Origin of the sequence: Streptomyces sp. NPDC051051, assembly GCF_040682975.1 — a bacterium.
Lineage (GTDB): Bacteria > Actinomycetota > Actinomycetes > Streptomycetales > Streptomycetaceae > Streptomyces.
Window position 1 is genome coordinate 1 of record NZ_JBFBCB010000006.1, and the last position, 14696, is coordinate 14696.

Annotated in this window: 11 protein-coding genes, 1 tRNA gene and 4 pseudogenes; 9 read left to right on the forward strand and 7 right to left on the reverse strand. The window is 71.1% G+C overall.

The window, feature by feature from the left end:
• Positions 1-132: 132 nt before the first annotated feature.
• Positions 133-237: pseudogene (locus tag AB0N31_RS06490) on the forward strand (IS5/IS1182 family transposase); the annotation flags it as partial.
• Positions 212-967, forward strand: a pseudogene (locus AB0N31_RS06495) (integrase); the annotation flags it as partial. The pseudogenes AB0N31_RS06490 and AB0N31_RS06495, both read left to right, overlap by 26 nt.
• Before the next feature lie 142 nt (positions 968-1109).
• Here AB0N31_RS06495 and AB0N31_RS06500 read toward each other — a convergent pair.
• Positions 1110-1595: a VOC family protein gene (locus AB0N31_RS06500; protein ID WP_366057234.1), complete on the reverse strand. Its 486-nt coding sequence runs from the start codon at positions 1593-1595 to the stop codon at positions 1110-1112.
• A 392-nt stretch (positions 1596-1987) separates the two neighbouring features.
• On the opposite strand from AB0N31_RS06500, the pseudogene AB0N31_RS06505 reads away from it, so the two are divergent.
• Both AB0N31_RS06505 and AB0N31_RS06510 read left to right on the forward strand, forming a co-directional pair.
• Positions 1988-2248, forward strand: a pseudogene (locus AB0N31_RS06505) (hypothetical protein); the annotation flags it as partial.
• A gap of 7 nt (positions 2249-2255) precedes the next feature.
• Positions 2256-2429, forward strand: a pseudogene (locus tag AB0N31_RS06510) (site-specific integrase); the annotation flags it as partial.
• Positions 2430-2835: 406 nt separating this feature from the next.
• Here the strand turns inward: AB0N31_RS06510 and AB0N31_RS06515 are convergent.
• The 3 genes from AB0N31_RS06515 to AB0N31_RS06525 form a co-directional block, all read right to left on the reverse strand.
• A tRNA-Arg gene (locus tag AB0N31_RS06515) sits at positions 2836-2908 on the reverse strand.
• 60 nt (positions 2909-2968) lie between these two features.
• The gene (locus AB0N31_RS06520) at positions 2969-4570 is read right to left on the reverse strand and encodes a helix-turn-helix domain-containing protein (RefSeq protein WP_366057235.1); all 1602 of its coding nucleotides are present in this window, start codon (positions 4568-4570) and stop codon (positions 2969-2971) included.
• A gap of 225 nt (positions 4571-4795) precedes the next feature.
• The gene (locus tag AB0N31_RS06525; protein WP_366057236.1) at positions 4796-6124 is read right to left on the reverse strand and encodes a M6 family metalloprotease domain-containing protein; all 1329 of its coding nucleotides are present in this window, start codon (positions 6122-6124) and stop codon (positions 4796-4798) included.
• Between the two features lie 334 nt (positions 6125-6458).
• Here AB0N31_RS06525 and AB0N31_RS06530 point away from each other — a divergent pair, with 334 nt between their 5' ends.
• Both AB0N31_RS06530 and AB0N31_RS06535 read left to right on the forward strand, forming a co-directional pair.
• A complete protein-coding gene (locus AB0N31_RS06530) occupies positions 6459-7106 on the forward strand; it encodes a helix-turn-helix domain-containing protein (RefSeq protein WP_366057237.1) in 648 nt (215 codons plus the stop codon).
• A 227-nt stretch (positions 7107-7333) separates the two neighbouring features.
• Positions 7334-8869, forward strand: a complete 1536-nt coding sequence (locus AB0N31_RS06535) for an MFS transporter (RefSeq protein WP_366057238.1) — start codon at positions 7334-7336, stop codon at positions 8867-8869.
• Between the two features lie 35 nt (positions 8870-8904).
• On the opposite strand, the gene AB0N31_RS06540 is transcribed toward AB0N31_RS06535, so the two are convergent.
• Entirely contained in the window at positions 8905-9414 is a 510-nt protein-coding gene (locus tag AB0N31_RS06540; RefSeq protein ID WP_366057239.1) for a MarR family transcriptional regulator, read from the reverse strand.
• Between the two features lie 133 nt (positions 9415-9547).
• Here AB0N31_RS06540 and AB0N31_RS06545 point away from each other — a divergent pair, with 133 nt between their 5' ends.
• Positions 9548-10357 (forward strand): class III extradiol ring-cleavage dioxygenase, encoded by an 810-nt coding sequence (locus AB0N31_RS06545; protein WP_366057240.1) that lies wholly within the window; start codon positions 9548-9550, stop codon positions 10355-10357.
• Positions 10358-10404: 47 nt separating this feature from the next.
• Here AB0N31_RS06545 and AB0N31_RS06550 read toward each other — a convergent pair whose 3' ends face one another.
• Positions 10405-10923 (reverse strand): N-acetyltransferase family protein, encoded by a 519-nt coding sequence (locus tag AB0N31_RS06550; protein ID WP_366057241.1) that lies wholly within the window; start codon positions 10921-10923, stop codon positions 10405-10407.
• A gap of 204 nt (positions 10924-11127) precedes the next feature.
• Here AB0N31_RS06550 and AB0N31_RS06555 point away from each other — a divergent pair, with 204 nt between their 5' ends.
• Both AB0N31_RS06555 and AB0N31_RS06560 read left to right on the forward strand, forming a co-directional pair.
• Positions 11128-12123 (forward strand): sigma-70 family RNA polymerase sigma factor, encoded by a 996-nt coding sequence (locus tag AB0N31_RS06555; RefSeq protein ID WP_366057242.1) that lies wholly within the window; start codon positions 11128-11130, stop codon positions 12121-12123.
• 740 nt (positions 12124-12863) lie between these two features.
• Positions 12864-13541, forward strand: coding sequence for a TetR family transcriptional regulator (locus AB0N31_RS06560; protein WP_366057436.1), 678 nt, complete (start codon positions 12864-12866; stop codon positions 13539-13541).
• Here AB0N31_RS06560 and AB0N31_RS06565 read toward each other — a convergent pair.
• Positions 13538-14638, reverse strand: a complete 1101-nt coding sequence (locus AB0N31_RS06565; protein ID WP_366057243.1) for a YafY family protein — start codon at positions 14636-14638, stop codon at positions 13538-13540. The two genes, AB0N31_RS06560 and AB0N31_RS06565, sit on opposite strands and share 4 nt — an antisense overlap.
• Between the last annotated feature and the right edge of the window lie 58 nt (positions 14639-14696).

The following is a 14696-nucleotide window of genomic DNA, read 5'->3' on the forward strand; positions in this document are numbered from 1 at the left end:
TTCGCGATCTCCCACAGCCCATCCGGCACAATCCAACTCCACGTACCCCGACCCATACCGAAACCAACGACGCCTCACCACATAGGACACGGTCTTAGACGTCATCTCATTTGGGTCGGTGGGCTGTTGGCCGTGGTGGGGATTGTCGAGCGGCTGGTGCCGGACGAGTTGTGGGAGCTGTTCCAGCGGGTGGTGCCGGAGGCGCCGTCGCGGCGCCGGCGTCGCCGCGGAAACCGGGTGTACGCATGGTGTCGCCTGGTTCTCCGCGACGTTGGGCGGGCTGCTGCTGAGCACCATCACCGCGCATCCCGCCCGGCCGCTGGCCGCATGTCTGGCCGACGCGATCGGTGCCGTCAGGTCGCTGCACGAGGACGTCTGCGACCTGGTCCATCGGGCCAGCCCGACCAGCACGGTCGTCGCCGTCCGGACCGGCGCGGATGCCCTGGAATACCTCGTCCTCGGTGACTCCTCCCTCCTCCTCGCGGAGAGGGGCAACGGGACGACTGTCGTTACCGACCGGCGCCTGGACGACGTCGGCAGGCGGCTGCGCGGACCGGTCGACGCACTTCCCGCCGGCTCGCCCGAGCATGCCGCCGCCCTGGCCGAGTACCGCGACGCGCTGACCGGCCTGCGTGACCGGCCGGACGGCTTCTGGATCGCCGGGCCTGATCCTCGCGCGGCCGAACACGCCCTCACGGGGACAGCAGAGCTGGACTACCTGTCCTCCGTGACGCTGCTGAGCGACGGGGCGACGCGGCTCGTCGACCGCTTCGAACTCACCACGTGGCAAGAGACCGTGGCCGTCCTGGACTCGGCGGGGCCGTCCGAGTTGATCCGTCGCGTGCGGGAAGTCGAGGCCGGTGACCCCGACGGGCGGCGCTGGCCGCGGGGCAAAGCGCACGATGACGCCACCGCCCTGCACTGGGTGCTGCCGCAGCTGAGTCGAGCACGGTGGTTGACAGCATGAGTAGACGCTCATCTGCGTCTTCGAGTCGACAAGCACACTTGTTGCCACCAGGTCGGCTCACGGCATGTCGCCGACAGCGCGGGAAGCACGGTTGCTGTCACCAGGTTCGGTCCATCTGGTCACGGTGCACGACTGCGAGCGGTCACCCGGCGGCAGCCAGCCGACGCCGAAGCTCCTCGTCCGAGACGTCTTCCATGTGGGTCAGAAACACCCACATGTGGCCCGAAGGATCCTTGAGGATGACGGTGCGGTCGCCGTGGAACATGTCTGTCGGCGGCTGGAGGATCTCGGCGCCGGCAGCCTCTGCGCGCTTCGCCAAGCTGTCGACGTCCGGCACGAAGACATGCAGCGTGACGGACGTGCCTCCACCGAGCGAGGCGGGCGCGGCGAAGGAGCCGGCCTCGGCCTCGTCCACGCTGGCGTCGCCCAGCATCAGCACCGACCGTCCGATGGTGATCTCGGCGTGCAGAATCCCGCCGCCCGGAGCATCGATCCTGAACTCCTCACGAGCGCCGAACGCCCGCTGGTAGAAATCGATCGCGGCGGCGGCGTCATCAACCATGATGTGCGGGATCACGGCATAGCGGTAACGGTCGGGGATCTCGATGTGAGCTGTGCTCTCGGCCATGACGAACCTCCTTGAAAGGCACCGCCGGTCTGCTCCTGTGGCTCTGGAACCAACCTAGAAGCTCAACTTTGGTTGAGGTCAAACGCCGATGTGCCCTCTGCCGGTACCTGTCTGCGGGCACCCGCTCACAGCAGCATGCAACGGGGTTCGCGCCGCGATCCTGGTGGCAGCAAGCCTGCCTTTACGGCAACTGTCGTGGTTCGGCTCGGTGGCGCGGACGCGCTCTCCGCGACTCGCACATATACCCCCTGGACGGTTGACGGGTCGTCGGTCTACCACTGCCGTCAACTCCTCTAGACGGTTGGGGCGGGTCACTCCTCTGCCGTCTAGGGGGGGTATCCAGTCGGAGCGGTGCCGGCCAACCGGCGCCGCCAACCAGTGAGGTTCAGAAAATGCGTGTCATCCCCGTGGACGTCTCGACCGCGACGCTGCTCGTCACGAAGCTGCCCGAGGTGAAGGTGAAGGACCGTCGGACCGGTGAGGTCGCCGTGGACCCGGTGACCAACCAGCGGCTCATGGTGCTGGAGCTGGTGTTCATCGCGCAGGGCGGCTCGGACATGATCAGGGTGACCGTTCCGGAGGCGGGCATCGGTGAGGGCCTGGTGATGGGCGCTCCGGTCATCCTGTCCGGCCTCGTCGCCCGGCCGTGGGAGAGAGCGTTCGACGGCCGGTGCCAGCACGCGGGAGCTGATGACGCGCATGGGGCACAGCAGCTCCCGGGCCGCACTGATCTACCAGCACATGACAAGCGACCGGGACCGGGCCATCGCCGACCGGCTTGGGGCCATGATCCGAGAGGGTGGGGGAGGGGCCTCCGGTCTCGGGGACAGGTAATGGCCTTGCTGTCATGGCCGAAGTTGGCGATGCTGAATCGATGCCAGGGCAGCGCAAAAGAAGGCGTCAGCAGCAGAACGAGGTTCGGCGGGCTGCTGCTCGCTTCGCGCCTGACGCGGGCCGCTGGGAGGTGCTTTTCGAAACCCAGGATGAGGCGGGATGGCACGCTCATGTCCGCCGTCTCCGAGCGTCGGACACGCAGATCGACTGGACGGCGGTGCGAGTCGACAGGCTCTGTGGGCGCCAGACGCAACCGGCCACCTTTCGGCTGAGCCTCTTCGTACCGAACGCCCTGACCCATCCGGATCAGGACTTCTCCACGTAGTGGCACGCGTGTGGCACGGTCCCTGAAACGCCGAAGGGCCAGCCTGGGAGGAAAACCCTCCTGAGCTGGCCCTTCTTCCTGTGCCCCCGGCAGGATTCGAACCTGCGACACCCGCTTTAGGAGAGCGGTGCTCTATCCCCTGAGCTACGAAGGCGTGGACCCGTGCGTGTGAGTCCAGGCGTCAGCGTACCGGAATCGGTTGGGGGTGTGGGGGTCAGGTCAGGGGGACGGGGGTGAAGCGGGAGGCCGTGTGGAGGTCGGTCTCGAGGTGGGCGGCTGTGGTGGTCAGGGCGGGGAGGAGGGTGTCGAGGCAGTCCTGGGGCGTGCGGCGGGCGGTGTGGGTGGAGGTGGTGAGGGCGGCGACCGTGTGGCCGGTGCGGTCGTGGAGGGGGACGGCGAGGGTGCGGACGCCTTCCTCCAACTCCTCGTCGGCCAGGGCGTGGTCCTGATTCGCCAGGAGGACGCGGCCCACCGCCGTGTCGGTCGTGGCCGGGATCCGCGTACCGACGCGGATGTCGACGCGCATGACGTGGCGGGCGGTCACCCGGGCCGTGTACTGGATCTCGTCGCCCGTTTCGGTGAGGGCCGCGAGGCAGGTCGTTTCCTGGATGCGGTCGGTCAGGGTCCGCAGGTGGGGTTCCGCGAGGCGGGGGAGGGGGGTCCCCGCGAGCGGGGGGAAGCCGAGGGAGAGGACTCGGGGGGAGAGGGCGAAGGTGCGGTCGGCGGCGTCGTGGGTCACCAGGTTCAGGTGTTCGTAGGTGATCAGGGCTCTGCGGGCCGTCGCCCTGGCCAGGCCCGTGGCCTTGGCCACCTCTGTCAGGGTCAGGGCCGCCCGGCCCTCCCCGAACGCCGTGAGCACGGTCAGGCCGCGGGCCAGGGATTCGATGAACTCGCGGCCCAGTTCCTGCTTCGACGCGCTCGTCCAGGTGGCCAGGCCCGCGGGCGGCGGCCCCGGTTCGGTGGACGGGGCCCCGCGCAGGTCCTCCTCCATCGCCGTAACGGCCCTGCGGAGCCGGGGGAGGAGGGTGTCGCGCAGGCCGGCCGCCGTGTGCCGGCTGGTGTGGCTGACGACGTTGGCGACGCAGGCGAGGCGTCCCGTACGGGGGTCCCGTACGGGCGCGGAGACCGCCACCAGGCCGGGTTCGATCAACTGGTCGTCCAGGCACCAGCCGTCCGCGGCCGCCCGCTCGGTCCGGCGTACGAAGTCCTTGTCGTCCTCCTCCGGACGCGTGGGCGGGGCCGGGGCCGGAGGGACGGCGGGGAAGGTGTGGTCCCGGGGGTCCGTCGACCGGCGGGTGCGCCAGCGGGTCCAGTCCGCTTCGGTCCATTCGGTCGCGAACAGCGGGCCGGGGGCGGTGCGTTCGGCCGGGAGCAGGTCGCCGATGCGGAAACTGAGGGACATCGCGCGGCGACGGGTCGCCTGGTGGATGAAGCGGATGCCGTCGCGGTCGGCGACCGCGAGCGACACGGACTCGTCGAGTTCGTCGGCGAGGGCGTCGGCTCGCGATCCGAGGAGGGCGGGCAGGCGCAGTGCGGCCAAGTAGGCGTTGCCGAGTTCCATCACCCGCGGGGTCAGGACCGCGTCCCGGCCGTCCAGGCGGACGTACTCCATACGGGCCAGCGTCGCCACGATCCGGTCGACCGTGGAACGGGCCAGGCCGGTGGCGCGTTCCAGGGCGCTCGGGCTCATCGTGCCGCCCGCCGCGGTCAGCGCCTCCAGGACGGCGACCCCGCGGATCAACGGGGTGACCGCCTCCTCCGGTACCCGGCTGCTGTCCGGGGCGGTGGCGGTCGGGGCTGTCGTCCTGGCGGGCATCGTCTCTCCGGTACGGCGGTCACGGGTACGGCGGTGGCGGGTACGGCGGTCGCAGCAGATCGCGGCAGGGCGCAGCGGGTTGGGGCAGGTCGCCTACGGTAGCCGCGCCCCCGCCACCCCGGTGTCCGGGACACCGGCCTCCACCGGCACGCCCGGCGGTCGGCGAAGGCCGGTCACATGCCCTGCAGCAGGCGAGGGCCCGTCGCGCGCCCCGCGGCCGGCCGGCTACTTGCGGGTGATCCGCACCCGGTACGTCCCCTCCAGGTCCGCCGCCACCACGGAGATGCGCACCCCTCTCTCCGTGTCCTTGAACGTCTCGCCCGGCACGAGCGGCGCGTCGGACAGTTCGGCGTGGACGTTCGGGCTGCGGGTGCAGCCGCCGCTGTCGCGCTGGGAGTCGTGGACCGTGACCGGGCCCATGCCGGTGTCGACGTTCGCGTCGACCCTGTAGACGAGGACGCCGGGGCGGCACACCGCCTCGTCGTTGCCGCCGCGGGTGCGCAGTTCGACGGCGTACCCGGCGCGGCTGTTGAGCGGGACGAAGACCAGTTTGGGACCGCCCCGTTCGGAGAGGGGGGTGAGCGCGTACTCGCCGGTGCCGGGGGCGGACGCGCAGCCGACCTGGTCGGCGTCCAGCCAGCCCAGCTTCCATTTGTGCCAGCCCAGGAAGTCGTTGTTGGCGCCCCAGTCCTCGCTCATGATGTCCCAGTGGCCGACCGCGCCGCCGCCCTCCTGGGTGTAGAGGTCGGGCAGGCCGAAGACGTGGCCGTTCTCGTGCGGCAGGACGCGGTAGCCGGTGCGGTCGTAGGAGCCGGAGCCGTCGTCCTGGCGCGAGTAGACGAAGGACGCGTTCGCGACGGGGACGCCGTCGGCGACCGGGGCCTCGTGGTTGCCGGCGAACGTCACCGACAGGACGGTGTCCAGCGCGGAGGGGCCCGCGTTCGGGGTGACCAGCACGTTGAGGAGGTCGTACGCCCGGAAGTCGACGGTCGGGTCGGCGGCGGCCACGATGTCCTGGACCAGCTCGCGGTAGCCGGGATCGAAGGGCGCGCCGCGCTCTATGCCGTACGACCGGAACGGTTTGGGCATGCGCAGCCAGTCGGGTACGGGGGTCTCGGCACGGTAGTCGAGGCGGCCGTAGGACGCGGTGCGGAACCACTCCTGGGTCTGGGGGAAGAATTCGTGGAACCGGTCCTTCGCCTTGCCGCGGCCGGGCGCGTCCGAGAAGTCGATCATGAGGGTCAGGGCGCGGACGGTGCCCGTGGTGCGGGCGTAGCCACCGGTCGTGGGGACGCCCTCGGACATCTGGACGGCGGACCCGGCGGTGATCAGACAGGGGGCGAGGGCGGGGGTGCGGACCGGCGCGATCGGACCGGCGCCGGCCGGGCTGGGGCGCGGCGCGAGGTGACCGGTGCCTGCCGAGGTGCTGACCGCGAAGGTCAGCGCGGTCACACAGGCGAGGCCGGCCGTGCGCCGCCGGCGTATGCGTCGGCGGAGCGGCTTCCGAGGCGTGGCGCGACGGCCCGCCCCGGGTCGCTCAGGCTGCGGCTGCATGCGGGAACCCTTCACGCCAGGCAGCCGCCGATCACCGGCTGCATCCTTTCGATCACCCTCGTCGGGAGTGGTCGGCGGCGCGCGCTGGAGCGGCCGATCGTGGGTTACCGAGGGGTAGACGCGAGGTGGGAGAGCCTGTGACCCAGGTCACGTGAAAAGAATCGGCGTCCGGGAAATAACCGGGGACCGTCTCCCCGTTTAGCCATGTGTCCGACCGAAACGGGGAGCACTTCCCCGGATCGTGCGACAGCGGCACCAGCGCCGGCGCGGCACCAGCGCCGGCGGCAGCACCAGCAAGCATCGCCCGTCACGTCATCGACCTGAGGAGTACGCCGTGCAGACCGCCACCGCCCCCGCGCAGCGCAAGGTGACCCGGCCGCGCGCCGACGCCCTGCGCAATCGGGAGCGGATCGTCACCGCCGCCCGCGAGCTGTTCGTCGAACTCGGCCCCGAGGTGCCGCTCGACGACATCGCCCGCCGGGCCGGTGTCGGCAACGCCACGGTGTACCGCAACTTCCCCGACCGGCAGGCGCTCGTCCGCGAGGTCGTCTGCTCCGTCATGGACCGCACCGCCCAGGCGGCCGCCCAGGCGCTCGCCGAGACGGGCGACGCCTTCGGTGCGCTGGAGCGCTTCGTGCACGTGGCCGCCGACGAACGCGTCAGCGCGCTGTGCCCGATGATCGCCAGCACGTTCGACGAGAACCACCCGGACCTCCTGGCCGCCCGCATGAGGGTCGAGCAGCTCGTCGAGGAGGTCATGGAGCGTGCCCGGCAGGCCGGTCAGCTCCGCGACGACGTCGGCTTCGGTGACCTGATGGTCGCCGTGGCCCAGCTCAGTCGGCCTCCGGCGGGCACCGCCTGCCTCAACGCCGACCGCTTTCTCCACCGCCATCTCCAGGTGTTCCTGGACGGACTGCGGGCCCCGGCCCGGTCGGTCCTGCCGGGTACGGCCGTGACCATGGAGGACCTGCGCCAGGCCTGAGTCACCGCAAGCCACCGCGAGTTACCGCAAGCCACTGCAAGCCACCGGAAACCAACCAGAGCCACCGAGAACGACCACCGGCCCGGTCGCCGACCGACTGATCGGCGCCGTCGGTCGACCGATCCTTCCCGCAGCCGTCGCCGTCGACGAGCCGCTCTTCTGCTCCGCCCGTTTTCTTTGACCAAGTCATGACTTTTCCGTCACGAAGTTCCGAAGTGGGTACCTCCATGTCTGACACAGCCACCACGGCTCCGGGCCTCCGCCACGCGGACCCGGCCCGCTGGAGAGCGCTCGTGTTCATCGCGCTCGCCCAGCTGATGGTCGTCCTCGACGCGACCATCGTGAACATCGCCCTGCCCTCCGCCCAGCAGGACCTCGGCATCTCCGACGGCAACCGCCAGTGGGTCGTCACGGCCTACGCCCTCGCCTTCGGCGGGCTCCTCCTCTTCGGTGGCCGTATCGCCGACCTCTGGGGCCGCAAGCGCACCTTCGTCCTCGGCCTGGTGGGCTTCGCCGCGGCCTCGGCACTCGGTGGCGCGGCCACCAACGAGGCGATGCTGTTCGGCTCCCGCGCGCTCCAGGGCGCCTTCGGCGCGCTGCTCGCGCCCGCCGCGCTCTCCCTGCTCGCCGTGATGTTCACGGACGCCAGGGAGCGCGCCAAGGCGTTCGGCATCTACGGCGCCATCGCGGGCGGTGGCGGCGCGGTCGGCCTCATCCTCGGCGGTTTCCTCACCGAGTACCTGGACTGGCGCTGGACGTTCTTCGTGAACATCCCGTTCGCGGTCGTCGCCGCGGCCGGTGCCTACTTCGTCATCCGTGAGCCCGAGGGCGGCCGCAACCGCTCCCCGCTCGACATCCCGGGCGTCATCCTGTCGACCCTCGGCCTGGTGGCCCTGGTCTACGGCTTCACCCGCGCCGAGTCCGAGGGCTGGAGCGACGCCCTGACGATAGGCATGTTCGTCGCGTCCGCGGTGCTGCTGGCGACCTTCGTGGCCGTCGAGGCGCGGGTCGCGTCCCCGCTGCTGCCGCTGCGCGTGATCACCGACCGCAACCGCGGCGGCATCTACCTCTCGCTGGGTCTCGCGATCATCGCGATGTTCGGCCTGTTCCTCTTCCTGACCTACTACCTCCAGATCGTGAAGGGCTACACGCCGGTCAAGACCGGTTTCGCCTTCCTCCCGATGATCGTGGGCATGATCACGGGCTCGACCCAGATCGGCACCCGGCTGATGACCCGGGTCGCGCCCCGGCTGCTGATGGGCCCCGGCTTCCTGGTCGCCGCGCTCGGCATGCTGCTGCTGACCCAGCTGGAGATCGGCTCCTCGTACGCGGCCCTGCTGCTGCCGGCGATGCTGCTGCTCGGCCTCGGCATGGGTACGGCGTTCATGCCGGCCATGTCCCTGGCCACCCAGGGTGTCGAGCCGCGGGACGCCGGTGTCGCCTCCGCGATGGTCAACACCTCGCAGCAGGTGGGCGGCGCGATCGGTACGGCGCTGCTGAACACGATCGCCGCCTCGGCCACGACCTCGTACATCGCCGACCACATCGGCAACGCGGGCACCCGCTCCCAGCAGGAGCTGGTGCAGCTGGAGGGCCTGGTGAACGGCTACACCAGCGCGATCTGGTTCGCAGTCGGCATCCTGGTCGTCGCCGCCACGATCGCCCTGACCTTCGTCAACGCCGGCAAGCCGGACATGAGCGCGGTCACGGGCGCCGGCGAGGGCGCCGAGGAGGCCGTCCCGGTCCCGGTGGTCGCCCACTGATCTGACGTACTGACGTACCGCCCCGGCTGTGGCGGTCAGCGCAGCCAGGGCAGGTCGGCACCCGCTTCGTTCGGCTGGAGTCCCTCGGCGACGATCTGCATGATCTCGCCGAGGGACTTCTGCTGTTCCGGGGTCAGCCGGTCGAAGAGCGCGTTGCGTACGGCGGCCACGTGGCCCGGCGCCGCGCTCCTGAGGACGTCCAGGCCCTCGTCGGTCAGCACCGCGAACTGGCCGCGCTTGTCGGAGGGGCAGTCCTCGCGCCGTACCCAGCCGTTCTTCTCCAGGCGCGCGACGGCGTGCGAGAGGCGGGAGCGGGTGATCTTGGCGTCCCTCGCGAGTTCGGTCATCCGCAGCCGCCGGTGGGGGGACTCGGCGAGCTTGACGAGGAGGCCGTAGTAGACGTGCGGCATTCCGGCGTCGCGTTGCAGCTGCCGGTCCATGTGGTCCTCGAGGAGGGTGGTGGCGTGGAGGTACGAGCGCCAGATGCGCTGCTCCTCCGCGGTGAGCCACTGCGGCTCGGGAGCGGGTGCGGCTGCCTTCGTCATGCGCTCCACTGTACGGGCCTCATCCTTGAAAATTAAACAAGTGGGGTCTACAGTTACGTATGAACGGGAAATTTAGAGTTCAAGTAAATGTGGGCCCGTCCGAACACGTCGAGCCGCCGAGGGAGTCGCAGCCATGTCCGCCGCCATCCAGGAACGTGCCGTTCCGCAGGAGCGCATGCCAGCCCTGTACCTCAGCCACGGCGCCCCGCCCCTCGCGGACGACCCCGTCTGGCCCGGTCAGCTCGCCGCCTGGTCCGCCGACCTGCCCCGCCCCAAGGCGATCCTCATGGTCTCCGCCCACTGGGAGGAGGCCCCCCTCGCTCTCGGCGCCGTCGATCCGGTCCCCCTGGTCTACGACTTCTGGGGCTTCCCCGAGCACTACTACCGGGTGCGCTACGACGCCCCGGGCGCGCCGGCGCTCGCCGAGAGCGTGCGCAAGCTGCTGCGCGCCCCCGGCATCCCCGTGCAGGACATCCCCGACCGGGGCCTCGACCACGGCGCATACGTCCCGCTCGTCGAGATGTTCCCGGCCGCCGACATCCCGGTCCTCCAGATCTCCATGCCGACCCTCGACCCCGTGAAGCTCATGGAGATCGGCCGCAGGCTCGCGCCCCTGCGCGACGAGGGGGTCCTCATCGTCGGCTCCGGGTTCTTCACCCACAACCTGGCCGCGCTGCGGCACACCGGCGGGGGTGTGCCCACCTGGTCCTCCGAGTTCGACGACTGGGGGCGGCGCGCCCTGGAGACCCGTGACTGGGACGCCCTGCTGGACTTCCTGCACAAGGCCCCGGCGGGCCGGTACGCCCACCCGCGCACCGAGCACTTCGCCCCGCTGTTCGTCACCATGGGCGCCGCGGAGGTCTTCGGCGAACTGGACGCGCAGAAGTCGGTGATCGACGGGTTCTGGCTGGGGCTGGCGAAGCGGTCGATGCAGTTCGGCTGACCCGCCCGCCGCCCGCCCGCCCGCCGGCCGACCCGCCCGCCGGTCGGCTACAGGTGCTTCTCGTACCAGGCGACGTCCCAGTAGCGGCCGAACTTGCGGCCCACCTCGCGGTAGGTGCCCACGTGCCGGAAACCGAAGCGTTCGTGCAGCCGCACGGACGCTTCGTTGGGCTGGGCGACGCCCGCGTACGCCCGGTGCAGGTCCTCGCCGGACAGGGCCTCGAAGAGCGCCTCGTACAGCAGCGTGCCGACGCCGCGGCCGCCCGCGTCCGGGCGCAGGTAGACCGTCACCTCGACGGAGGTCGCGTAGGCGGGCTTCGCGCGGAAGGGGCTGGAGGTGGCGTACCCCAGAATTTCCTGTGAGTGCGGGTCCGTGGCAACCATCAGCCGGTACGGGCCGTCTTCAGGGTGGGAGAGCAGCCAAGGGCGGCGCTCCTCCGGAGTGAAAATCGCGGTATCGAATGTGATCGGCGTCTCACGTACATAGTGGTTGTAGAGGTCGGTGAGGGCTTCGAGATCCCTCTCCACCCCCGGCCTGACCTGCACCTCTGTACGTTCCGGCCGCATGTGTCCTCCTTCTGGGGCCGGACAGGGTACTGCATGATCAGAAAAATCGGGGGACGGGTGGGGAATTCTGTCCTGATTCCAGTCGTTGTATCCACCGGATGCAGGGCACCCGAGGAGAGTCCCGAGAAAGTCCCGGGAGGACCCGAGTCGGTGCCCCGGTGTCCACGGACCACCCGCTGACCCCACCATCGCAAGGGAGCACGCATGGCAACCCGTGCCGTCGCCCGTCGTCAGTCCGCCTCCGGCGAGACCGGCGCGGCAAGCAGCGCTCGCGTCCACGGCGGAGAGATCGCCGACCGCGATCTGGTCGGCATGTACCTCGACGAGATCGCGCGCACGCCTCTGCTCGACGCCGCCAAGGAAGTCGAGCTGTCGCAGATCATCGAGGCGGGTGTGTTCGCGCGGCAGGTCCTCGACGGATACGAGGAGTCCCAGGCGGACGCCTCCCGTGAGGAGCTCGAGGCGCTCGTCGCCGAGGGAGAGCGCGCCAAGGACGTCTTCATCCGTTCCAACCTCCGACTGGTCGTCGCGGTCGCCCGCCGTTACCCGCGCAGCGGCCTGCCCCTGCTGGACCTGGTCCAGGAAGGCAACGCCGGCCTGGTCCGCGCGGTCGAGAAGTTCGACTACCGCAAGGGCTTCAAGTTCTCCACATACGCCACGTGGTGGATCCGCCAGGCCATCACGCGGTCCATAGCGGACCAGTCGCGCACGATCCGGCTGCCCGTCCACCTGGTGGAGGAGCTGGGCCGTATCCGCCGCGTGCAGCGGGAGTTCAACCGCGAGCACGGCCGCGACCCGGAGCCCCTGGAGATCGCCACCGAGCTGGGTTCCACGCCGGAGCGCGTCACCGACGTGCTCGACTGGGCGCGCGACCCCGTCTCGTTGAACATGGCGGTCGACGACCAGGGCGAGACCCAGTTCGGCGACCTGCTCGAGGACACCTCGGCGGTCTCGCCGGAGCAGTCCGTCCTCACGCTGCTGCGCAGCGAGGAACTGGACGGCCTCATCGGCCGCCTCGACCCGCGCACGGCCTCCATCATCAAGATGCGGTACGGCATCGAGGACGGCCGCGAGCGCACGCTGACCGAGGTCGGCAAGGAGCACGGTCTGACGCGCGAGCGGATCCGTCAGATCGAGAAGCACGCGCTGCTGGAACTGAAGAAGCTGGCCCGGGACACCGGGTTCGAGGCGGCGGCGTAGACGGGCGCCGCGCCTGCGGGGGTTCGCGTCCGGGGCGGGGTTCGTCCCGGGCCGGAGTCCCCGGCGGGTGCGGAACGCGCCACCGACGGGTGCACGACTCGCCACGGGCGTACGCGGGTGGCGGAAGTACGCGCAAACATGGCGCAGAAGGTCGCTTTCAACCGGTGACCCCGGGGGAAAAAGACTTCTGGGCGCGGGAGTTCGGGCGCAGAAGTGCGAACCGACCCACCGGACCCCGCAGCCCTACGGCGTTTGCGCAACCCCTCGTTCTCCGTGTCCGGTGACCTCTCATGAACGACATGGGTGACATGAGAGACACCCACCGAGCCACGTCCAGCCACGTCCCGACGCACACCCCCCCGGCGCCGGGACTCTCCCGAGTCGGGCTTCGGCGCCTCCCCCCCGGCGCCGGAGCCCGACTCCTTTTGGCAGGGTCCCGGGGCCGGGGGCGGGCGGAAGCCCAGGCGTCCGGGCCGGGCGTCGGATTGCGGCCGCACAGGGGAAGGGGGAGCCGCCGCGGGAGCGACGCGGCCACTCGGGGCGCGGCCGTGCGGCGTACCGGCATGCTGAAGGGCGGGGCACCCCGTACCTGAACTCCGGGGTGACCCGCCTGGATGGCAGATTGTGCCACATGGGCATAGCCTGCCGATGTGACAAGCTCCACCCCCGTACCGCCTCCCTCCTCCGCCACCCCGTCGGCCCCGGCTTCGCTCACCGAGCGGCGCAAAGCGGCGACCAGGATGGAGATCGCCCGAGCGGCCGCCCGCCTCTTCGCCGGGCGCGGCCTCAGGGCCACCCGCGCCGAGGACATCGCCCAGGCGGCCGGTGTCGCGCCGCGCACGTTCTACCGGTACTTCGCCACTAAGGAAGAGGCGGTCGCCCCGCTGTACGCGGCCGGAGCCCAGCGCTGGGTGGAAGCGGTGCGCGAGGCCCCGCCCCGGCTGTCCCCGCCCGAGGCCCTGGAACACGCGGTACGGCAGACCCTCACGCCCGGCGTCGGCGTGTCGGCGGAGTCCTGGGAGTGGGTCCGCACCCTCATCCGCCTCGCCTCGACCAGCCCCGCCCTGGGCAAGGTCTGGGCCGAGGTCTGCCATGCCTCGGAAGGTGCTCTGGAGGAGGTGCTCCGAGGGCGGGGAGCCGGGGGCGGGGCCGGGCCCGACAACGTTGCCGAGCGTGCGGAGACCGCCGCGCCCGTCACGTCCGCCGGGTCGGCCGAGCCCAGTGGACGGGCCGAACCCACCCCTCGCCGGCGCTTCGTCGCGGCGGTCGCGTGTGCCGCGGTCCGTGTCGCCGTGGAGAGCTGGTCTGCGACCGACAGCCCCCCGAGCGGTCCGCAGGGCCCGGCGGAACTGGCCCTGCGGAACCTGGAAGCGGTGCGGGGGATGGAGTGGGGGAGCGGCGCCGGCGCCTCCGGCTAACCGTTCCCACCGGGTTCCGCAGCCGCGCCGGGTTCCGCGGCCCCACGGGCGCCCCCTGCCGCCACGGCCGCCTCCGCTCCTCGCCCCGCCGCCGCTTCCGCTTCCGTTCCTGTCCCCGTTGCCGCCTGTGCTCCGGCACCCGCCCCCGCTCGCGCCAGCCGTCCCCCCAACTCGTGCACGCACTGCACCAGTTCACTCGGGGAATGGACCGTGAACTCGTGGCCCAGCACGGCCAGGCGGACCGCCAGCCATTCCACGGGGTCGCCGGTGACGGACCGCAGGCGGCAACCTCCGGGGGTCGGCTCCGGGCGTTCGAACCAGGCCGGGAGCTGTGCGGCGACGGCCTCCGCCGGGGCCTGGAAGGTGACCTCGAACGCGTACGTCTCCTGGTGGCGTTGGATCGACCGGCGCAGGTACTCCGCCGCGTCCCCCTGCGGTACCTCGCGCGGGGCGAACCGGGTGCCGGTGGCGAAGGGCTCGCCCACCCGGTCGACGCGGAAGGTGCGCCAGTCGTCGCGTTCGAGGTCGTAGGCGACGAGGTACCAGCGGCGGCCCGTCGAGACCAGGCGGTGCGGCTCGGTCAGGCGGCGCGACCCGGTGCCGTCCTTCGCGCGGTAGGCGAACCGCAGCCGCTCGTGTCCGGCCACCGCAGAGGCGATGACGGTCAGCGTCTCGGGCGCGATGCTGGCACCGTCCCCGCTGGTCAGTGGGGTGGTCGCGGCCTGGAGGGTGGAGACCCGGTGGCGCAGCCGGGCCGGCAGCACCTGTTCCAGTTTCGCCAGGGCCCGTACGGACGCCTCGTCCACGCCCTCCAGCGCGTGCCCGGCACCCGCCCGCAGGCCGACCGCGATCGCCACCGCCTCCTCGTCGTCGAGGACGAGCGGGGGCATCGCCTTGCCCGCGACCAGCCGGTATCCGCCGTCGGAGCCCTTGGTCGCCTGGACGGGGTAGCCCAGTTCCCGCAGCCGGTCGATGTCCCGTCGGACCGTGCGGCGGGACACCCGGAGCCGGTCGGCGAGTTCGCCGCCGGGCCACTCGCGGGGCGTCTGGAGCAGGGAGAGGAGTTGCAGCAGCCGAGCCGGGGTGTCCGTCGTCATGCGTCGAGGATGCCGCACCAGTAGGACATGTCCTGACCTACTGGCCTCCTAGTGTCCC